At 40.0% G+C, this 22700-nt stretch carries 23 protein-coding genes and 1 pseudogene; 10 read left to right on the top strand and 14 right to left on the bottom strand.

The annotated features are described in order from the left end of the window. Positions 1-17 precede the first annotated feature (17 nt). Positions 18-326, top strand: coding sequence for a YkgJ family cysteine cluster protein (locus PSH48_RS06965; protein ID WP_004586962.1), 309 nt, complete (start codon positions 18-20; stop codon positions 324-326). Between the two features lie 64 nt (positions 327-390). On the opposite strand, the gene PSH48_RS06970 is transcribed toward PSH48_RS06965, so the two are convergent. The 3 genes from PSH48_RS06970 to PSH48_RS06980 form a co-directional block, all read right to left on the bottom strand. Then, positions 391-1008, bottom strand: coding sequence for a glutathione S-transferase family protein (locus PSH48_RS06970; RefSeq protein WP_096042688.1), 618 nt, complete (start codon positions 1006-1008; stop codon positions 391-393). Between the two features lie 48 nt (positions 1009-1056). Further along, a complete protein-coding gene (locus PSH48_RS06975) occupies positions 1057-2085 on the bottom strand; it encodes an NADP-dependent oxidoreductase (protein WP_273611202.1) in 1029 nt (342 codons plus the stop codon). A 177-nt stretch (positions 2086-2262) separates the two neighbouring features. Next, positions 2263-2751 (bottom strand): GNAT family N-acetyltransferase, encoded by a 489-nt coding sequence (locus tag PSH48_RS06980; RefSeq protein ID WP_273611203.1) that lies wholly within the window; start codon positions 2749-2751, stop codon positions 2263-2265. Between the two features lie 147 nt (positions 2752-2898). Here PSH48_RS06980 and PSH48_RS06985 point away from each other — a divergent pair, with 147 nt between their 5' ends. Beyond that, positions 2899-4104: an anhydro-N-acetylmuramic acid kinase gene (locus PSH48_RS06985; protein WP_273611204.1), complete on the top strand. Its 1206-nt coding sequence runs from the start codon at positions 2899-2901 to the stop codon at positions 4102-4104. Positions 4105-4131: 27 nt separating this feature from the next. Here PSH48_RS06985 and PSH48_RS06990 read toward each other — a convergent pair whose 3' ends face one another. Continuing rightward, positions 4132-4617 (bottom strand): hypothetical protein, encoded by a 486-nt coding sequence (locus tag PSH48_RS06990; protein ID WP_024032946.1) that lies wholly within the window; start codon positions 4615-4617, stop codon positions 4132-4134. 708 nt (positions 4618-5325) lie between these two features. Here PSH48_RS06990 and PSH48_RS06995 point away from each other — a divergent pair. The 6 genes and pseudogenes from PSH48_RS06995 to PSH48_RS07020 all read left to right on the top strand — a co-directional run bounded on the left by PSH48_RS06995 (position 5326) and on the right by PSH48_RS07020 (position 8937). After that, the gene (locus tag PSH48_RS06995) at positions 5326-5556 is read left to right on the top strand and encodes a hypothetical protein (protein ID WP_273611205.1); all 231 of its coding nucleotides are present in this window, start codon (positions 5326-5328) and stop codon (positions 5554-5556) included. A 116-nt stretch (positions 5557-5672) separates the two neighbouring features. Continuing rightward, a complete protein-coding gene (locus PSH48_RS07000; RefSeq protein ID WP_096042692.1) occupies positions 5673-6008 on the top strand; it encodes a hypothetical protein in 336 nt (111 codons plus the stop codon). A 122-nt stretch (positions 6009-6130) separates the two neighbouring features. Then, entirely contained in the window at positions 6131-6775 is a 645-nt protein-coding gene (locus PSH48_RS07005; protein ID WP_096042693.1) for a hypothetical protein, read from the top strand. 90 nt (positions 6776-6865) lie between these two features. Then, positions 6866-7285 (top strand): DUF4262 domain-containing protein, encoded by a 420-nt coding sequence (locus PSH48_RS07010; RefSeq protein ID WP_273611206.1) that lies wholly within the window; start codon positions 6866-6868, stop codon positions 7283-7285. A 114-nt stretch (positions 7286-7399) separates the two neighbouring features. Then, complete coding sequence (locus tag PSH48_RS07015; RefSeq protein ID WP_096042694.1) at positions 7400-7924, top strand: hypothetical protein; 525 nt, start codon at positions 7400-7402, stop codon at positions 7922-7924. A gap of 131 nt (positions 7925-8055) precedes the next feature. Next, positions 8056-8937 (top strand): annotated as a pseudogene (locus tag PSH48_RS07020) (NAD-dependent epimerase/dehydratase family protein). A 396-nt stretch (positions 8938-9333) separates the two neighbouring features. Here PSH48_RS07020 and PSH48_RS07025 read toward each other — a convergent pair. The 4 genes from PSH48_RS07025 to PSH48_RS07040 form a co-directional block, all read right to left on the bottom strand. Next, the gene (locus PSH48_RS07025; RefSeq protein WP_273611207.1) at positions 9334-10425 is read right to left on the bottom strand and encodes an OprO/OprP family phosphate-selective porin; all 1092 of its coding nucleotides are present in this window, start codon (positions 10423-10425) and stop codon (positions 9334-9336) included. A 1-nt stretch (position 10426) separates the two neighbouring features. Continuing rightward, positions 10427-11014, bottom strand: a complete 588-nt coding sequence (locus PSH48_RS07030; protein WP_029772252.1) for a DUF4956 domain-containing protein — start codon at positions 11012-11014, stop codon at positions 10427-10429. A gap of 1 nt (position 11015) precedes the next feature. Beyond that, positions 11016-11930, bottom strand: a complete 915-nt coding sequence (locus tag PSH48_RS07035) for a polyphosphate polymerase domain-containing protein (RefSeq protein ID WP_273611208.1) — start codon at positions 11928-11930, stop codon at positions 11016-11018. Positions 11931-12007: 77 nt separating this feature from the next. Beyond that, positions 12008-14563: a CotH kinase family protein gene (locus PSH48_RS07040; RefSeq protein WP_273611209.1), complete on the bottom strand. Its 2556-nt coding sequence runs from the start codon at positions 14561-14563 to the stop codon at positions 12008-12010. Between the two features lie 128 nt (positions 14564-14691). On the opposite strand from PSH48_RS07040, the gene PSH48_RS07045 reads away from it, so the two are divergent. Beyond that, complete coding sequence (locus PSH48_RS07045) at positions 14692-15150, top strand: TlpA family protein disulfide reductase (RefSeq protein WP_337946966.1); 459 nt, start codon at positions 14692-14694, stop codon at positions 15148-15150. Positions 15151-15295: 145 nt separating this feature from the next. On the opposite strand, the gene PSH48_RS07050 is transcribed toward PSH48_RS07045, so the two are convergent. From PSH48_RS07050 to PSH48_RS07065, 4 genes are all read right to left on the bottom strand, one after another. Next, on the bottom strand, positions 15296-15895 hold the full coding sequence (locus PSH48_RS07050; protein WP_273611211.1) for a hypothetical protein: 600 nt from the start codon (positions 15893-15895) through the stop codon (positions 15296-15298). Then, positions 15886-16242 (bottom strand): STAS-like domain-containing protein, encoded by a 357-nt coding sequence (locus tag PSH48_RS07055; protein WP_273611212.1) that lies wholly within the window; start codon positions 16240-16242, stop codon positions 15886-15888. Before PSH48_RS07055 ends, PSH48_RS07050 begins: the two co-directional genes overlap by 10 nt. A 14-nt stretch (positions 16243-16256) precedes the next feature. Beyond that, on the bottom strand, positions 16257-17147 hold the full coding sequence (locus tag PSH48_RS07060) for a hypothetical protein (RefSeq protein WP_273611213.1): 891 nt from the start codon (positions 17145-17147) through the stop codon (positions 16257-16259). Positions 17148-17396: 249 nt separating this feature from the next. Then, positions 17397-18275: a LysR family transcriptional regulator gene (locus tag PSH48_RS07065; RefSeq protein WP_273611214.1), complete on the bottom strand. Its 879-nt coding sequence runs from the start codon at positions 18273-18275 to the stop codon at positions 17397-17399. Between the two features lie 137 nt (positions 18276-18412). Between PSH48_RS07065 and PSH48_RS07070 the strand changes: the two genes are divergently transcribed. Then, positions 18413-19489: a YeiH family protein gene (locus PSH48_RS07070; RefSeq protein WP_273611215.1), complete on the top strand. Its 1077-nt coding sequence runs from the start codon at positions 18413-18415 to the stop codon at positions 19487-19489. A 26-nt stretch (positions 19490-19515) separates the two neighbouring features. Here the strand turns inward: PSH48_RS07070 and PSH48_RS07075 are convergent, their stop codons facing one another. Then, positions 19516-20811, bottom strand: a complete 1296-nt coding sequence (locus PSH48_RS07075; protein ID WP_273611216.1) for a DASH family cryptochrome — start codon at positions 20809-20811, stop codon at positions 19516-19518. 143 nt (positions 20812-20954) lie between these two features. Then, positions 20955-22682 (bottom strand): DUF885 domain-containing protein, encoded by a 1728-nt coding sequence (locus PSH48_RS07080; protein ID WP_273611217.1) that lies wholly within the window; start codon positions 22680-22682, stop codon positions 20955-20957. Positions 22683-22700: the final 18 nt, after the last annotated feature.

Consider the following 22700-nt stretch of genomic DNA (forward strand, 5'->3'; position numbering starts at 1 on the left):
AAAAAAAGTAAGTCACTATGCCTAATACTGTTATTCCAAGTAAAACTATTTCCTCTACACCTGAGCCCGTAACCTGCGCTAATTGCCAGGCATGTTGCTGCCAATTAGAAGTGCGCATAGTGACCGACACCGGCGTGCCTTTTCAGTACATTGATTACGACAAATGGGGCAGCGAAGTAATGAAACGCGCAGACGACGGCTGGTGCCAAGCACTCGACCGCAATACCCTAATGTGTACTATTTACGAAAACCGCCCACTTACGTGCCGCGAGTTTGAAATGGCCTCAAACGAGTGTATTACAGAGCGCGAAATAGCGGGTATTTAATAAAAACATATGCACTAAAAAAGGGGCTTAAAAGCCCCTTTGGTTTATCTGTGTTTTGTACTAATTAATCGTATTTAGCTTCTAACTCATTAGCTGTATGAAACTTCTCGTGGCTTTGTAATTGCTCATCGTACTTTACAAGGTGTTTAAAGTGGACAAGCTGGCCTGAGTTTTTAACTATTTCTACAATAAACGACATCATAATATCGGCACCGGTTAACGTGTCGCCGACTAAATAACGTTTACCTTGTAATCGGTCGTTAAAGTAGCTAATTACTTTCACGGTTTCTGCATCGGCGTAATTTTCTAAAAACTCTGTTTTAGCGCCATCTTTTAAAACAAACATTTTAAGTAGCAGCGGTAAAATAGCTGAGCTTTCGGCAAAGTGAAGCCATTGTTGATATTCAACATATTCGGCAGTGCCTGCTTTTGGCGCAAATTTACCGTTACCGTATTTAGTAATTAAATAATCGGTGATCGCGCCAGATTCGGTAACAATTAAGCCATCGTCTTCAATCACTGGTGACTTACCTAATTGGTGTACTTTTTTAAGTTCGTCAGGCGCTAAAAAGGTCTCTGTGTTGCGCTGGTAGGCAACAATTTCGTAATCAACATCCAGCTCTTCTAAAAGCCAAATAATACGTTTTGAGCGCGATTTATTTAAATGGTGTAGTTTAATCATGTCAGTCCTTGTTGGCGTTACTGCATGTGCAGTAACGCTTTGTAAAATTTAAAGTGGCTCGTTAATTTTAACAACGGTTTTACCAAAGTTTTTACCGTTTAGCATATCGTTGAATGCGCTAATGGTGTTTTCAATACCTTCTACCATGTGTTCGCGGTATTGTACTTTGCCATCTTGTAGCCATTTTTGCATGTCTTGTGCAAATTCGTCGTAGCGGTGGCCGTAGTCGTCAAAAATTATAAAGCCTTGCATTTTAATACGTTTAGTAAGCAACTGCCCCATTAGCATACCCATACGATCAGGACCATCTGGAAGGCTGGTAGAATTATATTGCGACACTAAACCACACAGTGGCACACGGGCTGCGGTATTAAGTAGAGGTAATACGGCATCAAACACTTTACCGCCCACATTTTCATAATAAACATCTATGCCGTTATCACAGGCTTTTTCTAGCTGCTCTGCAAAGTCATCGGCTTTGTGATCAATACAGGCATCGAAGCCCAGCTTTTCAACAGCATGTGTACATTTTTCGCTGCCACCAGCAACGCCTACCACTTTACAGCCTTTAATTTTGGCTATTTGGCCAACGGTTGCGCCAACCGGCCCTGTTGCTGCAGCTACTACAACGGTTTCGCCTTCTTTAGGTGCGCCAATATCAAGTAAGCCCATGTAGGCTGTAAAGCCTGGCATACCCATAATACCGAGTGCGTACGATGGGTTTTCTGGCTCTTTACCTAATTGCATAAGGCCTTCGCCGTCAGTAATGGCGTAATCTTGCCAACCGGTGTAAGCAAGTACCCATTCGCCTTCGCTGAATTTATCGTTTTTAGACTCTTCTACTTGGCATACGGTAGCGCCTACCATTACATCGCCCACATTCACCGGATCGGCGTACGACTTTGCATCGCTCATGCGGCCACGCATGTATGGGTCAAGTGATAGGTAAATAGTGCGCAGCAGCACCTCGCCATCTTTAAGCGCTGGTAAATCTACTGTTTTAAGTTCAAAGTTTTCATCGGTAGGGGCACCGTGCGGGCGTGATGCTAAAGTAAGTTGACGACTAGTTGCAGACATAAAAATCTCCTCTTAAGAGTGAATTTACTTAGCGAATGTTTACGCGTTTAAAACCAGGTTGAGCCTAAACAATAATGCGCGCTAAGTTTTACGAAAATAAAAATTTGTACCTTAATACACGAGCTTTGGGCGCGAGGCTGGTAATTCAAGCTTTGCAGAGTATTTATTCTAAACGGTTTATTTTAGCTTGCTAAAAATATGGCTATCGTAAAATACACCATGTTTATAAATGGCCTGTTTGAGAACGGCTTCAGCTTTAAAGCCGCATTTAGTGAGTGCCTTTATAGAGCCTGTATTGCCAGCAAATACAGCGCCAAAAATACGGTTTAGGTTTGAGCTTTTAAATGCGTCATCGCAAATTTGCGAAATAGCATGAGTCATTACTCCTTGCCCCCAAAAGTGGCTATTAAGCCAATAGCCTATTTCGCCACTGCGGCTATATTCAAATTCTCCCGGCGTTATACCAATACACCCCGCAAATTGCTCATCTACAACAATGGCCTTAACTATTCCACTTTTAGAGCCTTGGTTTATCCACCAGTCGGCGTCGGCTTGAGTATACGGAAATGGAATTTTAGACGATAAAAAGCGCGTAACCTGTTCATCGTTTAAGGTATTAATAATATGTGGCGCGTCTGTTGGTTTAAAGTCTCTTAGGGTGATCATTGTTTTAATTAAGTGTATGTTGCATACGGGTCAACTTAGCAAGCAATTAGAGATTGCACAATCACAAAGATTAACCGTTTACGCCTATAACTTTGTTTTAAAGTACTCTAATATAAGCAAAATATGATACCTGTTTAAGATACTTTTATGCACCCACACATAGCCGCCCTTTATAATAGTGCCCAAAAACCAAGCCGTTTAATTATAGGTTTAATGAGTGGTACCTCGTTAGATGGGCTAGATGTAGCACTGTGTAAGGTAACGGGCGCAGGTATAAATACGCAAATTGAAGTGCTTAACTTTACCACCGTTGACTATAACAACGAGTATAAAAGCAAAATAAAGCAGGTATTTGCCAAACGAGAGTGTGATTTAGAACTTGTTACTTTACTACACCCGTGGGTGGGTAAACTCCATGGCGATATGGTTAATCAGTGCTTACATACTTGGCAGGTAAATCCAGCAAGTATTGATGTAATAGCCAGTCATGGGCAAACAATTTACCACTGCCCACAGTCGCAGCATAATCATAAAAGCTTTACTAATGGCACATTACAAATTGGCGATAGCGACCAAATAGCCGTTACTACCGGTATTACAACGATTGGCGACTTTAGGCAAAAACACATAGCCGCAGGAGGGGAAGGTGCACCGCTTGCGGTATATGGCGATTACTTATTTTTTGCAAACCCCAATGAGAACCGCATTTTATTAAACATGGGTGGTATTGCTAATTTAACGTTTTTACCTAAAAGCGGTGATGCAAATAGCGTATTTAGTAGCGACATAGGCCCAGGTAACACCATTATGGATGCGTACGTACAGCAGAATTTTAAAGGCATGCACTTTGATGATGGCGCTAAAATAGCTAAAGCTGGCAAGGTTAATTCACTCTTATTAAATGCATTGTGTAGCAACACTTTTTTTGAGCTTGCGCTGCCTAAAACAACAGGGCCTGAAGTATTTAATTTAGCGTATTTGCATGGAGCTCAGCTGCAAACAAATACACAGCACTTAAGCCATGAAGATGTTATGGCAACTTTAAATATGTTTAGCGCAAGGGTAATTGCAAATGCGTTAAATGAATGCGGGCAAAGTGCTAAAGAGTGTGTGGTGTACGCAAGTGGTGGCGGTATTCATAACTCATTATTAATGGCGCACCTTAATGCGCTGTGCCCGACCATTAAAGCATTTAAAAATACCGACGATTTAGGCATAAACCCCGATGCCAAAGAAGCCGTACTATTTGCCATTTTAGCCAACGAATGCCTAGCAGGTGAGCAACAGCACCTAAATAATACTGCGCAGGGTATTGCTGGGGTCACTATGGGTAAAGTGAGTTTTGCTGATTAAGTTTTTATAAATTTGTATACCAACACATTAAAAAAACGAAAATAAACTTGAGCTCATATTACGAAAGTATTTTTTAACGCCGTGTGGCTTAGTTTGGCTTTTAAGGGCTTGCTGATTTTTATAACCAGCCTCAAACGCATTTACTTGCATATCAAACTGTAAACTATTTTTTAAAGTGGCATTTAAGCCATGCAGCATCAATTGCATTACTAAGCAGTGGCTTTGGGTAATTTTACTTAATGTTAAATACACATAACCACGCTCTAAGTCGGCGTTAGTGAGTACTTTTTCAGTAAAGTATTGTGCATCACGGGCACTGGGATACGTTGCGCTCAGCGAAATAATATCGTTTTCGTGGGCGTCGTCAGGCAATACGCATTGCAGCGTTATTTCATGCATAGCACTGGCTTGCAAGGTTAACTGCTCGTATTCCATTGTGTGGCCCATAGCCGCAGAGAGAGGATCTTCAAACGATTGTAACGCAAATGTGAGTTGCGTCATTGGTGTGCTCATTTACTTCAACTTCTAGATTATAAAAAATACAGTTCGAGTTTAAATTATCACCTATTTTGATTGCAGTTTTATGACAAGTTGCACTTAATCGGATAATCGCTGTATTTTGATCAAAAAAGATCGCTATATGTTCTTTCTCATTCAACTTTGGAATAGTTTGTCACACATCTAGAATAAAGAGCCTTATGTGGCAAGGCTTGTAGCGATGGTGTTGTTGTTCCTTATTTGAGTTTTTCTCATAGGCTTCTCTTCATAGGGAATAGAATTTGGTTTTTAGGCTTTACCTAATCAAAGCATTAAATAGAGATTCCAAATTAAAATTTCATACTTATCTTTTTTGATTTAATACGGTATGGATAGCGTTTATTGTTTAAACTCGTACTAAAAGAATGTTCTGAAAGCTAAGCTATCTGATGTTAAAAATGTAGTAAGGCGTTTATCAGTGATAACCGCTCATTGAGATTGGCTAAATATCGTCGTTAATTGATTGGTTAAACTGCACTTTGCGCATATATTCATGAAAATGAGCGCTGCGCGCAAATTGGATTATTTAAGTTTACCTAAAAACTTTAGAAAACTTAGTGATAGTAATACCTTAGGTAATTTGTTAAAACTATATAAAGTAGATAAATGAGCGCTAAGTCGGTAGAAATATGCGCGACGAGCGCACTATTAAATTGTTATGTGTTTCTCATATTAAGGATAAATATGTCTAATGTAATGGATACAATTAATCATCAAGATAAAAAGCGTGACTTCAAAATGGTCATGGTTTTAGCATTCGTATTAGTGGCTATTTCTTTTTTTGCAATTGGCTTTATTTATGCAAATGCCCCACAGTTAAATATCTTAGCTACATTACTTGTCATATTTGGTGGTATAAATTCATTTCTAATTTATTATTTGATTAAAAAATTAGAATGCGTAACAACCACATAACAAGCAATTAAACAGGGACAAATAACGCTTGGCTTTGTTCCTTTGTCACAAATTATAGCCAAGCAACAATTTGCCCGTTAATGTGGGCGTTATGTGTATCTCAGGTGTATTTAAAAATGGATGAATGGCTACAAGAAACAGAAGAATCTCTTTTATCTGCAATTACAGCCGTAAGTAGTGGTGAGATCCCTAAAGAAAATATGTATAAATTAGCTCCACTATTTTTTGCAGAAAGGCAAAATATAAAAAGAGTCAGTTTACTTGAGGAAATGTCTGAAGCTAATGAACAACAAGTTCAAACAGATTGCTCTTTCGATCCTAATTCTATTAAACAATATAAATTTAATTATGTTTCTTCTTATCTATTTTGTTTTGTTGTTGCAGGTAAGATTGACGAATTTAAATACGATGAAATAATGGAACACGTCAATCAAAAAATAGATTTGTTTTAAATACACATAACAAGCTGTTCAAGCGGGACTTTTTACAGTTTGCCGAGTTTCGCTTCGCTACACAATTATGGCAAACTAATAAAAAGCCCCTTAACGAGGGCGTTAGCAGTACAAGGATGCATATGAGCACTATCGATTATTCTAAATACTCTATAAATGAGTTATTTGAAGTTAAAGATAAAATTTCACCTGAATCTAGTAATTATGATTCATTCCTGACAGAGCTCGAAATTAGAAAAGACGAAATAGCTATAGTAATGGCTAACTCCCAAACTGAAGCTTTTTCGTTAGCTGAAAATAGAGTTAAGATCATCGGTTATTTCCAACTTACAGCAGCCGTATTTATTATATTGTATTATTTGAGCTCTATTGCCGATGGTTCAGTTTCAATACTTAGTACGGTGATTACGCTTCCACTTATAGTACTTAATATTTTAGCTGGCTATACTGCATTAAAAGAAAACCATAAATACTACTGGCTTTCTATCTTAAATCAGTCACTTCAAATCCCTAGCATTGCTATCGGTAGTATTTCAACTACTTATTCTGGGTTAGGTGGTGCTTATGTTTACCTGAGTTGGGGGACTGAGTTTTCATTTGGGGCAACAGCATCATTTTTGCCTGGCTTCTCTTTTAATCAATTTACTTCAAGTTTACCTATGCAGTCGTTCTCAATTGATATTATTGCAATAATATTCATTGGTGCTCTTCTAACTGTAAGCAAGGTTAAAAGTACTGCTAACAAGCCAATTAATCAGGACAAATAACAGTTGGTTTTTGCTCCTACGTCGCTTATTTTAACCAACTGATATTCGCCCATTATTGGGGCGTTATACGCAAACTAGGAATCTGTGAATATGTCGGATGTAATGGAAAAAGTAGAAGATGACATTAACAAACATGGTTGGCATGTTCTTTCTGTTTTTAGCAAGGATGCTCCGAGCTTTTCATATTCAATAGGTTTTACTGAAACGCTTGATCATCCTGAAATCATCATGTCTGGGTTGGATACCTCATTGATGCACTCACTAATCAACGATATTGGACAGTTAATCAAGAACGGTCAACGATTTACCAATAACCAATTAAGTGAAGAAGTTATAAAAGGCTATCCGGTCAAATTTAGTAAAATTAGCGAACTCAACAAAGAGGAATACTTAAGGGCGGCTGTTAGTATTTATAGCATTGAAAAGTTTGACGCTTTTCAATGTATTTGGCCTGATAAAGAAGGTAAATTTCAAGAAGAAAGTAACACCGCTCAAGAGGTCTTATCGTGATTGCGTATAACAAAAAAATTAAGTCACTCACTTCGTTCGCTGGGACGCATACACGTGGGCTGCTTCGCATTATAGCCCACGCGTATGCGCCCCTTATTTAAAAGTTAGGTTCCTATGAGATTACTCACGATTCTTGCTGTTGGATTTTTAGTGCTGGGGTGTTCTGACGAGTATAATCCTTTCAAAAACAGGGTAGAAAAAAGAGCAGAAGGCTTTTTGTCGAAACATCATAGTAGCTTAGAGCATTTGATTAAGTTGGCTGAGAAAGAAAAATTTGAGCTTGTTCAGTGGATAGATGAAGATGATGGTAAAAACCTGCCGGTAAATGTCGTTTCAATAAAAGGGACTAAAAAGAAAGTAGAAGTTTCTGATGGCCGACTTGATGAATTCATTTCATTCGCTAAAAGTAAAGGAATCAAATTAATTTGGTTTCAGTACTTTGATGGTGTTTGGTTTGTCATGAAGGCATTTTCTTATGAAGACAGCGGAAAGCGTCGAGAAGGCTATTTTTCTTTTGGTAATCCATCAAAAACAAGAATTTGCCATTTCGGCGAAGAAAATATGGGGTTCGCTATGCTTAACGAAAGCGAAAAGAATTGGTTTATGATCAAATGTAACATCCCTAAAACCGGAACCTAACAAGTTGCCAAAGTTCGCCGCAAAAAGCGCGGCTGGGACAAATACTCACTGGGCTTCGCCCAACAACGTTCGCATTTGCCCCTTGGCAAAGCGTTAGCTGCTTTGAGGTCAATCATTAGTAAGGTGTCATAGTGAGAATTTTAGTAACAGGCTCTGGCGGTAGAGTCGGGCGTGCAATCTATATTAAATTAATGCGCACCCATGACGTGGTCGGCATTGATAAAACGCCTTGCTCAACAGCCGATTACATTGGTGATATTCTTGATAGTGATCTGATTGATCGGGCTCTTAAAAATGTTGATGTCATCATTCATACAGCGGCTCTTCACGCTCCACATGTTGGTTTAGTACCTGATTCAGAGTTTCAGTCTATCAACGTAGACGCGACCGAGAAACTCGCTCTGGCTGGATTAAAAGCAGGTATTAAGCACTTTATTTTTACCAGCACTACTGCATTGTACGGCTATGCTTCAACACCTAAAGGTATTGCAGGTTGGATAAATGAAGACGTTACTCCTCAACCCAAGTCGATTTATCATAAAAGTAAAATTGCGGCTGAAGCTAGGCTAGAAGAAATTTCAAAGTTGTTTCAGCTTCCAGTTACTGTGCTGCAAATGTCGTGATGTTTTCCTGAACCTGCGGATTTAATGGCAGTATTTCGCCTTACTCGTGGCATAGATGCTCGTGATGTAGCAAACGCTCATTTATGTTCTGTGGAAAAACGCTTAAGTGGTTTTAATCGTTTTATAATCTCAGGCGCTACACCTTTTCAACTTTCTGATTGTGAAGCTCTATATACTGATGCAGCATCTGTCATCGAGCGTCAATGTCCTGACATCGCGCTAGCATTTAAACAAAGAGATTGGCAACTACCTCAAAGCTTAGATCGCGTATATGATTCATCATCTGCATGTGACAAATTAGGGTGGTCACCTATACATGGTTTTAAAAGCGTTTTGGAAATGCTAGATACTGAAATACCTGAAGTATTGCCAATTTTGAAACGCAGCTAACAAAGCAATTAAGAGTGATTCGGCGTGGGCAGCGTTTTTACTATGCATTGCTTTTAACATTAGGCAAAGCGAGTTCGCCCTCAGTACACTCTTTTTTAAAAGTTTCATACTTTGTGCCTAAACTCGTTTGCAAGTTTAGTTTTTCGATAGCTGCCTGTATTAGCCCTTGTCCATCTTTTGTTCACTAAATGCTGGTGTTCATTTTTATTGAACGATATTAATTAGTGAACAGGTAAACTTAAATCCCTTACTGTAATTAGTGGAATAAGTACAAGCCTGATAAGTAACCTTTAGAGAGTTTATAACAGCTCTATTAAAATAAGCCCCTGTGTTAAACGTTACGTTTAACACAGGGCTTTATAGTTTTAGGCTAACCGGCTTAACATGCAAAGCGCATTAAAACGAATACTGCAGCCTTAATGAGATTGCATTGCCCGATGTGATAGTACCGCCTGCTTCAAAGTAGTCGGCTTTAATGTAGTCGGCCATAAACTTTATGTTTTTGTTTACGGTGTAGTTAACGCCGAGGGCGTAGGTTTTTGCGTCTTGGTTTTCTTGCTTGAGCTTAAGTAGGCTGTAGCGGCCTGTAACTTCCCAGCCTGGCTCTGAGCTTGCGCCTAGTTTTGCGTTTTTATACTTACGGTATCCGCCTGATAGTTGATAACCAAATTGCAAATAGCCGCCTTCGTAATCATTGGTTGTATTTTCAATACTGGTTACTTGTGCTTGTTGCCACTCGGCCATCATGGTCAATCTGTCTTTAATCCATAACAGCTCTATACCTTGCTGCGAGAGGTTATCGGCATTAATTTTATCGCCTTCTATTAATGAGTCGGCGGTATAAACTTCAAGAGGTTCATTCACTCTAAATTCGTTACCGTCGTACTGCCTCTCACTAAATGCGACGCCTAGGTGTAAAAGGTTGGTGTTTTGCTGCCATGGCACCCAGGCTACGCGCCCTGTAATAGCAGACGTTGCTTCGTCTTCATCGGGCTCGTAATAACCTAACTGCCAATTTACTGAGGCTATGTCGCCGGAAAGGCTAATACCTAAGCTGCGCCCTGGTGAAAACGCTTCGCTTATCATGCTTCGCTCAAGCATTAATAAATTACGAGAGCTAGTTAGTTTTTCTAGGCCAAAACTTTCTTTTTGCTGGCCTATGGTTAAATCAGCATATTTCCAGCCTGAGTATTCTAGGTAGGCGTCTTTTATTTCGGTTTCGCCATCGGCAAAGCCAAGCTGAAATTTACTTTTCCAGTCTTTACTTATATCTGATTTAAAACTTAGGCGTGCGCGGCGTATTTCTGAGGTACTTTCTGAGCTTTTGCTGTCGTATTGCCCCTCTAACAATGAGGTATCAAACTTGTTGTAGTCGAGCATGATATAGCCGCTTAGGTCTATATCGTCGTTAATTTTGGCAAAGCTTGCGTTACTAACAAGGCAAAGCGCTGAAAGTGCCGCATAAGTCATCGTTTGTTTAGAGGTCATGTTAGGCTGCCTTTGTTTGTTTTTCGGCTAAGTAACTTACTTTTAGTTGCGCTACGTCTCTTAAAAAGTCGATGTGTTCTATATCTACAGCAACGACGTTTAGGCCTGTGCGCTGTTTTAAATCATTGATGAGAATGGCTTGGTTTTGTGGGGTTATGTTTTCTATGCGCTCGTAGCAAACGCTTTGTACTTCGTAGCGTTTTACAAATACGCTTGAGTCAATCAAAAAGGCAATTAAGCAAATAATGCCATTAAGAATACTTAGCTCAATTAGGCTCATTTGCCCTACAGAGGTCAGTAAAGCAATGGCAGTAACAAGGAATAAGTAGGTCATTTCTTTAATCGAAATAGACTCAGTGCGGTACCTTAGCATGGTAAATACGGCAAATAGGCCGAATGCAAATTCCATCGACATATCAACGCCGTGCAGCAAAAAGGTAATAATAAAAACGCCTACGCCAAATAAAATAAACGAGCCTGCTACCACTGCATTTTTACTTACGCGAAAATAACAGCCATAGCAAAGTACAGCCAGCGATAGGATGTTTACTAAAAAGCGGGAAAGAAAAATAAGATCTAATTTGGTCATTTTAATTATTCTCTAAAGGTAAAAGCGGGTTAGTGCGGTTAAGGTGTTTTAAACGGGCTAAAACAGGTTTAAAGCGGTTTACTTTTAAACGCTCGGGGTAGAGCAAAGCACAGCCAATACAGTATTTACTAAACGAGGCTGGGAATATGTGGTGTTTGCTCATAAGTTTATAAAATGGCGAGCGTTTTGTTTTTTTACTTTGTTTAAGCTCGGCAATAAAAAACCCTGGTAGAGTTATTTTGTTATCGCCTTTTGGGGTGTTGTACCACAGGTTAAAATCAAGCGTTAAACGCTCGGCTTTTTCTTCGTTAGCTAGCGCTATACGTTTATAGCCGCTTTGCTGGGTTACGTTTAAATGTGCAAAGCTGTTTTTCATTTGCTCTTTCATAAACGCAGTACAATGGGCTTGCTCGTTGTTTTTTTCGAGCTTTATACGTGTTTTAACAGTGCGGCTTTGGTTGTTTTTTAGTTTTACTTCTAGGTATTCGGTGGCTGTATCAACGTAGCGCCTTTGGCGTACTTTGTAGCGATTAAGCTTACCGTTATGATGGGCTTTATATAAATCGAGTTCGGGCGTATCAAAGTATTGATTATAGTAAGAGAATAAACGCTTGCCTTGTATATCAAGTACCCGGTACTGGCCTTGTATATGAGTAAGTAGCTCAGGTAAAAACGATAGTGGCAGCATAAACTTGCTGTCTACACGGTTCATTAAATTAGCGTTATTAAGATCGTTTAATCCGTAACCTTCAAATGGGGCGAGCAACTCGTTAATTAAGCTTGTTAATGAGCCTCGCGCATCTGGCTTTTCAGGCTGAGCCTGCTTATTTTTAGTGTTTATTGCAGTAATTGCTACTGGTGAGATTGAAGTATCCTTTTCAAAAAGTTCATCCTTAAAACGTGCTTGAATTGTCATAATTTTCTCAGATTATTAAATTGCAAAGTTATAGAGTGCAGTGCCAGCGTGCTGACACCGCATCAAGGATGGGTTGTTTATCTAGCGCAAAATCCGCTGCCATCGCCCGCTGATGGCAATGTGCCATCTAGCTGCGCGGCCATATTTGCTACGCGGTACTCCATAAACGAGGTTAAGCCGTAAAACTGCCCCGTTGTAGAGGTTAGGTTTTGCTCAAAGTAGGTTGAGCCATAAAAGCTAGTTGGGTCGTTTTGTACGTGCTCACGAATTAAATCGGCTATTTCATTTACGCGTGCGTTAAATGTGTCGCTTGAAAGTGAGCCATTAATAAGCTGCGTTAAGTAACTGTGGTACGTATTGAGGTGGCTTTGCTCGGCAAATACATTAGCAATTAATGGGCGCTCGCTTAATGCGCCGCTTACAGGCTCATCAATGTAGAGATCTCTTACATCTACGCCATTACAATCCATGTTAAATGTGCCGAATGACTCGTTAAAATCCCACGGCAAAATGCTAAATACGCCATCGTCATCGTAAATATAATAGTTATGTGCAAGCGGCCCGTGGTAGCTATCTAAATTAGACAGTGAAGTGCTTACCGACATATAACGCAGCAGCGTGTCTATATCTATGGCGCTGGTTTCGCCTTTATCGAGCGATTCAACAAAGTTAATAAATGCGCCGTTATCTGTGGTGTCTTCGTTGGTTTGCAGGTTTATATCGGTGTAGCTTTGTATGTCGTCACCTAGCCATAGTAAATCGCTGCCTGTGCCATCTGGCTTGTATAAATCGCCGTTACTGTTGGCAAAGTGTTTTTCTACAAATTCGCCATCTACGGCTTCTACCATTAAGTACAAACCAAATAGTTCGCCGTTTACATAAAAGTTAACGTAAGCATGCTCAGGCGTTGGCACGCCCATTTCATCCATTAGCTCGTAGGCGATTACTTCACGCATGTACGACGGGTCGTTAAACGAGTTTTGTAGTGTGAATTTTTTTAGCCCAAAAAACTTTTGCCCCGACACATATTCGTTAATATCAACCTTAAAGCTGTAACGGTCGCTGCTAGAGTTGGCAACGCTGCTTAAACTTGAGCCGCCTTTAGTGCGAATAGCCACGCTATCGAGTGTTACCCCGTTAAAGGTAATAGCGGTTTCGTGGTACTGCTCATCAAGTGGGTTATCTAGAATGTCTTGCCAGTTTTCGTCGCTAATTGTAATAGAAAGCGTATTAACCGCTGTAGGTGTAAAGGCGGTTGCAACTGTATTTTCACTACTTAGGGTAGGTGTTAAAAATGCATGGGTAAAATCGGTACTGCTACTTAGGCCGTAACTAAAGCCTGTGGCTACATCACTTTCATCCCAGTCAATGTAGTCAATTACTTCATCGTTGAGTATTAAGCTTAGCTCGTCTTCTTTGCCTAGTTTAAAAGGTACGTAGTAAGTGCCTGGGTCTTCATCGGTGGCATAAATAGTAATGTATTCACCTGCGTATAAATCTATGTCGGGAAGGGTTACGGGGTCTATGTCGTCGCTTTCATCAATAACGTGGTAGTTGGCTAAGTTAATTGTATTTTCGCTGTTGTTGTATAGCTCAAACCAGTCGTTGCCATCGTCTGCGGCGCTTGCCACCACTTCGTTAATAACGAGTGGCCCGTGGGTTGCTTGGCTGTTTGAGCTAAGCTCTGTTGGAGTGAGTACTGTAGTTGCATCGCTGCCATCTGGGTAGCGGCCATAGCTGTAACCACTTAGCGCTTGGCCTTTATTCCACGATAACTGCTCTATAATTACATTGTTACTGTAAAGGCTTACGGTATCGCTTGCGCCTAATTTAAACGCTACGCTTGGCAGGTCGCCTAAATCATCGGTGCTTGCGTAAATACGGTAAAACTCACCCGGCGATAACGTAATATCAGGTAGAGCAAATTGCTCGTTATTGTCATCACTTAGTGTGTAGTCGGCTAAATAAACATCGCTACTGCTTGTTACATAAAGCTCTATCCAGTCCTCGCCGCCGCTGCTGTCTTTTGCTACTACTTCGTTTATACGAAGTGGTGCATCTTCAGCAATTAAGGTTGTTACAAGTGTAGAGGTATCGGCTGTTTGGTTAGCTGCGCCCTCTGTGGGCGTTAGGGTTTGCGCGGTGCCTGTACCATCGGAGTATAAGCCGTAACTAAAACCTTCAGCGGCTTCGCCTTCTTCCCAATCAAGTACAGAGATAGCAGTGCCGTCCTCGTATAACGTAACCGCATCGTCGCTCCCTAGTTTAAAGGTAACGTAATAACCGTTATCGGGCGGTGTATCGGTTTCATCAATGGCTTGAATAACAATAAACTCACCTTGGGAAAGCGCTACTGCGGGTAAAGCTTGAGGCTCTCTGTCGGCGTTATCATCAACAAGTGAAAATACCGATAGGTCGGCTATATCTTCAGTGGCGTATAGCTCAATCCAGTCGTAGGTGGTATCGCTTGGGCTTGCGACAATTTCGTTAATAACTAAGCCCGTTGAGGTGGTTGTTGATGATGAGTCAGTTTGCTCTGTGCTGCTATCGGTTGTTTGCTCAGTACCGCCACAGCCATATAAAAATGTAGTAGAGGCGATAACTGAATAAAATATAAAAGGTTTTATATTCATGTATGCACGCTTATTATTTTATTAAAGTGGGCAAACTATAAAAATAGAAGGTGCAAACAATGTGTAAACATTCAGTAATATTCAGTATAGTGAGCTTAATTACTCACTTTAAAAGTTACTTTAACCTTATGTTTAAACAATTAATTTTATTGTGCGCGTTAAGCATGCCGCTTGTAAGTAATGCCGCTACTGCGCCATTTTCGGGCGATATTACAACTGATGTACTATTAAGCGATTACGATAAGTTTAATAAGCAGTACAACGCATTTACGCCAACCGAGCAAGATATAGCCTTAATGCAAAAGCTAGAAGGCAAGGCATTAGTTGTATTATTTGGCACTTGGTGTCACGACAGCCAACGCGAAGTACCAAAGCTTATTAAGTTACTTGATGCGTCTAAGGTAAAACTTGCAAGCGTTAAATATGTGGCCGTGGGTTACAACAAGCAAGACGACGCCGGAATAGCACTAGCGCACGGCTTGCAATACACGCCAACGTTTATAGTAAAAGACGATGGTAAAGAGTTAGTACGCGTAATTGAAAAACCAACGGGTACATTGGCGCAAGACTTAACTCAGGGGTTGTGAGTAGAGCTTGGGGCTATGAGAGTTTACCAATTTAGCTAATAGACTTATAAGTTAGCTGGTGGGCCGCTATGAATAGTCTCTTAATACTTTAGTTTGAAGTCAGATTTGACTCCTTTAGCTAAGTCCTTTCTCGATGGGCTATAGCTTAAGATGAAAAAGATCTTATAAAAAAGCTAAAAGTGAACAATATTACAATAGCAAAAATAAACCCTAGAATTGATGGAGATAGCTTTTTTATAAAAGGGGTAACTGTTGGTTTATGTGTATCTAAATATGATTCATGAGCTTGAGTTTCAATTGCAGCAGAAACTTTATGGAGGTTTTCAATTATTGAACTATTAAATTTTACAAAGTTATTATTATAGTCTTCCTTTGCAGGAGCATAGGTTAATAGAAATTTTAAATTTAAAAAATCATCTTCTTTAAAAAAATTAGAAATTCCATAACGTAATAGAACTGATTGGTAGTTAAGCAATCGTTCTACAGCAATTACATTTTGTTTTGCTGTATAATTAACAAGCGAAGAACTCCCGAAATTTGCCGTATTTGTGATAAATTTAATTCTTTCATCAACGATAGATGATAACTTTTCTAAAAAAGTTAAAAAGATAGCTCTCCCTTCTGAGCGTGTAGCAATATACTTAGAGCCATTATAGACTACATACCAGCCTAACATGACTAAAAGAATGCTGGACCCTATGGAGACAAATATACCATAGTCTTTTAAAAAGCCTTTTATTTCCATTTTAGAACCGAGTTTATAACACTATTATCTTTATCTTTAGTCGCATCAATATAAGACTCTATTTCTTTTATCCATTTTGTATTTGTAGACTTAAATTTCAACCTAGTTTTAATTTCGGCATAAGAAAAATTTTCTTTTCTAATAAGATTTGCAAAAGCTTCAACGATGAATGAGCTGCCGTAGCCATCGTTAATACCATCTAAATCTACAAGAACGTCATCACCACCTCTTAATGCCGGTAGTATATATTTTTTTCGAAATTCTTCTCCATTCCCCTCACCATCGGTTTCATAACGACCGAATGGTTCTAATGTATAATCTCTAACCTTTATGAGTATTTGTGACATAATTACTCCAGACATTAGTAATATAACCTCCATTCGATTATAGAGCCAAATAAGCTATAATCCATCTCTTTTAAAGTGAGCGGTAGGGTGTTTTTTTGTTTTTCCAAGAAAAAATGCCCTTTTCCTGATAATAATAGCAGGCTATCTTTTTGGCCTTGTTTGGCAAGTTCAACAGGTCTTTGTATGTTTACTGAACCTTCACCTCGTCCATCCTCTAAAGTAGATGTGACACCTGCTAACATAGCATGCTCTATGCAGAAACAATCTCTTTTATTGTTAAAGTCAGGGAAAGTTTGCTTAATTGTTTGTGGTATACCTCGTCCTCTATCCGCAATTAACGCTGTAATATATTTCCCTTTATCATCTTCGCCTTGATCAAAATAACTAAACCAAGTTACGTCCACAAGGTTAGTAGGTCCGTTATAGGCATGATGATTAATGTTTAAAAATGTTTCTTTTAAAGCAGTCCCCAAGTTCTGAGGTAATGTGCTTAATCCAGTTAATTTTCTGATTTTACCTAAAAATCCTGAGATGTTTTTGTTGTTTCCGCAAAGAAAATTAGAGTTTTTATCGCACCACATTCTCTCTATTTTTTTAGTTCCTCCTTGTTTGAGTGCTGTCTGTAATCCTGTACATTCAAATTGGCTTTGTACATCTGTATTTTTTGGAAGAATTACGCTATAAAAATTATTTGAAATATATAACTGTTTACTAATTACATTTGCAAATAAGTAAAGGACAGCAGCTGCCGTTACCTTTTTGACATCCGAAAGATCTAACTTGACATAATTATCATTAGGTAATCTATCTAGTTGAGATAGGAATGCGTACGTTTCTAATGTTGCTTTTTCATCTATGTCGTATAAGCACAGCTTTTTTGGTGCCTTGATTGTAACCCATTCCATGGCTTCTCCTGATATAAACATAATTAATATAATTGATTAGGGTAAGCAAAGCTAGCTATAAAGACATCAGTCAGTATTCAAAAGGCAGCTTTAGCTCCATGAATTCTAATTGTTTTGTTAGTTTTTAACTTTTAAGAACCCAATGGGTCAAGAATCCAAAGAGGTTAAACCTTGGTTTCATTCGTTTTAAATCAATAGCGTACGCAATTGGCTTATACGCAGCATAAATATAACGGTTAGATTTACGTTCTATTCACTAAACAAGCTTTTTTCGAATGCTTGCGCAGCATGCGAAGACGGTCTGTCTTTATAATGCAGTTGATAAAGAGGGCGAGAGAGTTGCTCGTTATTTTTTTGGCTCAGGCGCGTTAATTTACCTAACTGCACTAAATCTTCTGTGACTACGTTTGGCAATAAAGCGACCCCCATACCTTGAGCAACAGCTCTTGCTATTGCTTCGTTGCTGCCTAATTGCATACTTTGCTCTGCTTGTACGCCATGCTCTGCTAATAACTTTACCGACATTTCTAACGTGCCAGAGCCTGGCTCGCGTAATAACCAAAACTGCTCGTTTAACCATGCTTTTAAGTCTTTAGTGGGCTTAAAGTTGCTCGGTATAACCACACTCATTAAATCATTTTGCCAGTGCTTACTAATAATGTGCGGCTCGGTAGGTGTGCCTTCAACCAGTGCTAAATCGATAGTGCATTCTAGCAATGCGTGCTCAATTTGCGCGGTATTAGCCACTTGTACTTCTACTTTTATATGCGGGTACTGCGCACAAAATTTGGCTAAATAAGGCGGTAGCCAATAGCTGGCAATGGTGGTGCTGGTGCCTATAACTAATGTACCGCGCTTAAGCCCTGTGCGCGATTTTATATCGTCAATGGCGGCTTTTTCGATAGCAAAAATACTGCGGGCGTGATCATACAAAGCTTGGCCGCCCTCGCTTAAGGTGAGCTTTTTACCCTTAGATGCACGTTCAATAAGTTGCATATTTAACTGATGCTCTAGCTCTTTTAGCGCTTTAGAAACAGCGGGCTGGCTTATAAAAAGCGCTTCGGCTGCGCCTGAAAAGCTACCCAATTTAACCACTGTATAAAACACCCTAAGCGCATGTAAGTTCATTGTATAACCTTAAATTGCATAACTCTAAATTGTATAACTTTAGGTTATCAAATCATGATTTTAATATATTGGAGTTATATTTTGAGCTTTCTTACAATTAAGTCAACACATCAACTTGGTTTAAGTGAGGGAATATTATGCTTAGCGCTATTAAAAATAGTTTTCAGCCTATAGGTATTAATACTAAGCAATACGGCGATACGCGCTGGTGGTTAGGTATGCTGCTGGTGGTTGTGTTAGCGGGGGCATCTGTTGCATTAAGTAAGTTACCTATAATGCAAAGTGCGCAATTTAGCTCCTTAACAATTGGTATTGTGCTTGGCATTATTGTAGGCAACAGCGTGTTTGCGCGCATTGCTACGCGTACAGATGTAGGCGTTGATTACGCTAAAAGTATATTACTTAAAGCGGGCGTTATTTTATTTGGGTTTAGAATTACTTTTGCGCAAGTAGCGGGTGTAGGCTGGCATGGCCTATTAACCGATGTGGTAATGCTGCTTGGTACGTTTATATTAGCAGTACAGCTAGGTAAGCGCGTTTTTAAGCTTGATGAACAAACAACCATACTAATAGGTGCGGGTAGCTCTATTTGTGGCGCCGCAGCGGTAATGGCAACTGAGCCAGTTATAAAAGCACAAGCGCATAAAGTATCGGTAGCGGTGGCAACGGTTGTGGTGTTTGGCACGTTAAGTATGTTTGCCTACCCAATTATGTTTGAATATATGGGTGTGAGTGAGCATGCGTACGGTATTTTTGTTGGTTCAACTATTCATGAAGTTGCTCAAGTGGTAGCAGCAGGGACTGCGGTAAGTGCCAATGCGGCTGACACCGCCGTGATAGAAAAAATGCTACGCGTAATGATGCTTGCGCCATTTTTAGTAGGCTTATCGTTTTGGCAAAGTAAAAAGCATGCAAACATAAACGCACAGGGCGGCGAGCAAAAAGCGGGTATTACAATCCCTTGGTTTGCAGTGTTATTTATAGTGGCAAGTGGCGTGCATTCGTTATCGGTTATTCCGCAAGGTACTACAAGCGCCATTATATGGTTTGACAATATACTACTTACCATTGCCATGGTCGCACTTGGGTTGCGTACACATGTTGGCGCTATTCGCCAAGCGGGTATAAAACCACTGTTATTAGCAGGTTGTTTATTTTTGTTTTTAACCTTAGCTGGCTTTGCCATTAATATAGGCATTGCGCAGCTGTTTTAAATATAACCTGGTGGAGGTAGATTGGCTTAAATAGGCCAATCTACTTCGTTTAAGTGATCGAGCTGCTGTGTTTTATTACTGTGCCCGTGCCATTTATTGGTATAAATACCATTTGGATCAAACTGCGCCGTTTGCTTTTGTATATTAAAGTGGCGGCCGCCACGTGGGTCAACCCCCACACCGGCTATGTATTGCCAGTTGCCCCAGTTTGCTGCTACATCGTAATCAATCAATTGTTGTTCAAAGTAGGCTGCGCCGTATCGCCAATCAAGGGCAAGCTCGTTTACTAAACAGCTTGCTGCAATTTGTCGTGCTCGGTTTGAAATGTAACCCGTAGTGTTTAGTTCTTCCATAATGGCATTTACAAGCGGGTAAGGCGTTGTACCGTTACACCAAGCAGCAAAGCGAGTAGTAAGCGGTTTAGTTTGTTTTTGCCCTTTAAAGCTAAACAGGCTGTTACCTGCTTTAAGTGCGTGCCATTTAAAATACTCTCGCCATAGCAGTTCAAATTTAATCCAATAAGTAGACTCGTTTGCCGTATTGCATTGCTCGTAATTTTCTACGGCTTTGTAAACTTGTTTTGCACTTATACAGCCAAAGGCAAGCCAAGTACTAAATTTGGTGGTGTTGTTAAAGCCATCAAGTTCGTTGCGAGTCGTTTTATAAGTACTTGGCATTGCGCCTGCAAAGTATTGCTTTAAATGAGCTTGCGCACTGTTAAACCCGCCATGCATTACGCCTTTATTTGTTATACGTTCTATAGGTTTTTTTGCGCATAAAGTTATTGGCTTAGGGAGCAAACCGTTTGGCAAAGTTGTTGGTGTAATAGGGCTATTAGCGGCCTCTACCTTTTTACGAAACGGGGTAAAGTGTTTGGGTAATTCGCTTAAATCAAAGGGGAGGTCACTTTGCTTAAAGAGCGTGTCTTGCTGCGTTCCTGTAAATTGTGTATTGAGGCAATGTGCTTTGAGTAAGCTTATTTGGCGTTGCTCGTACACGCCAAATTGTTCGCTGTATACAATTTCATCAATATTTTGCTCATTAATACGCGCTTTTAAGAGCGATACGGGTTCGCCCTCAAGCACATGCAGGGTTTGCCCGCGCTCAATAAGTGCTTGTTGTAGTTCGTACAAGCTTTGCATTAAAAATTGCTGTTTGTGTATGCCGTAAGGTTTTTGTTGATAGTTATTATTTTTAAACCAGTGCGGGTTAATAACAAATACAATATCAAGCGCGCATTGCTGCAACATAAGGTCACTAAAAATTGGGTTGTCGGTTAGGCGTAAATCGTTTTGTAGCCAATATAAAATGCGTTTGCTCATACTCATGCTCTGGTTTTTGTAATCATTAAGTTTACGAAGCAAAAGCGGGTAGGGATTAGTTTTGAGGTGTTTAATGCGGTTTTGAAAAGGGCGATAAACTTACCGCCCTTTAGTGTTTAAAAGTCGTGTTTAAAAGTATTGTTTTAACTTACTGGTTTTTGCTCTGCTATCCAATCGTTTATAACGTCCTCAAGCACTGCCATAGGCAATGAGCCTTGGCCAATTACAGTGTCGTGAAAGCTGCGTATATCAAATTGAGCACCAAGCTCTTTTTCGGCTTTTGTGCGAAGCTCTCGTATTTTTATTTCGCCCATTTTGTAAGAGAGCGCTTGGCCTGGCCATGAAATATAACGATCTATCTGATCTTCCACCGCACTTTGTGGTAAAGCAGTGTGACTGGCTAAGTAATCAATTGCTTTTTGGCGGCTCCAGCCAAAGGCATGAATACCGGTATCAACAACAAGCCTCACTGCACGCCACATTTCGTAGCCTAAACGACCAAAGTCGCTGTACGGGCTTTGATAAAAGCCGGCCTCTTTACCTAAGCGTTCTGTGTATAGTGCCCAACCTTCGCCAAATGCAGAGTGGCTAAGTGTGCGTCTAAATTCGGGGACATTTAGCTCCATAGCAATGGCGTTTTGTAAATGGTGCCCGGGTATGGCTTCGTGCAGACTGAGAGCTTCTAAATTATATAAAGGCTGCAGTTTAGGTGTTGAGGCTAAAAAATAAGTGCCAGGAGAGCGGTTATCTGGCGGTGGCATATAAAACGCCCCACGACTTGCTGAGCCCTTAATAGTAAAGGTGTTACGCGGTAAGTGGCCAAAGTAAGTGGGCAATTTACCATACATTTTTTGCGTGATGAACGCGGTTTTTTCTAGCAAGTCTTGCGCATCTTTTGCGTAAAATTGCTCATCGGTTGCTAAAAATTCTAAAAACTCACTATAGGTGCCATCAAAGCCTACTTCATCAATAATATTTTGCATTTGCGCCTTAATACGCGCGACTTCTTTAAGGCCTAGTTGGTGTATTTGTTTAGGTGTGGCGTTTGTTGTGGTGTAGTAATTAACCGTGTATTTGTAGTAATCAAGCCCGCCTTTAACGCTTGCTATGCCCGGCTGGGCTCTACAATGTGACATATAGTCGTTTATAAAAAAGTCGTAAAAATGCTGATAGGCAGGAATTACTTTATTTTTAATTACGGCTTGAGCTTTTTGTTTTAAGTTTGATTTTTGCGCTGTACTAAAGGTATTAGGTATACGCGTAAAGGGCTCGTAAAGGGCGCTATTTTCGGGGTTGTTAACTATGTGCGCGCTAATGCTTTGGCTGTAATTTTCAAAGGTTTTACAGTAATGGGTAAATCCTGTTTTTATCCCTTCTTTCATTAAATCAATATTTTGCTGATTAAAGCGCGGGTAGTCGGCAAGGCTGATTAAAAATGCGTTGTAATCATCAGCTGTTAAAAAAGCCATGTTAGCGGGCGCTTCTGCAAAGTAGGTATGCCAGCCACTTAAAAAATTTACCGGAAAATACTTATCTTGATAAAGGTAGCTTTGCTTCTCGGTTTCTCGCTCATATTTAAATAAGCGGTAGTTCATTAGCTGATCCTTGTTGAGCGTTTTAGGGTCAATGTTGGCTAAGCTTTTTAATACGCTGTTGTTATAAGCTTGGCGCTTTGCAATGGCTTGCTCGCTCCAATTTGGTAATGTGCCGTTTGGTTTCCAACCGTCTGGATCGGTTCGAAAAAATATTTTTTCAGCTTTGGCATTTTGCCAGTGGTTATCAATAATGGTTTTTAAATCGCTGTTACTGTCGGCAAGGCTTGGTAGCGAGGTGGCTGCTAAGCAAATAGCTAAAATACGTTTTTTAAACATAGTTATCCGTTATTGGCG

Source organism: Pseudoalteromonas sp. Angola-4 (genome assembly GCF_028599265.1).
Classification (GTDB): Bacteria; Pseudomonadota; Gammaproteobacteria; order Enterobacterales; family Alteromonadaceae; genus Pseudoalteromonas; species Pseudoalteromonas atlantica.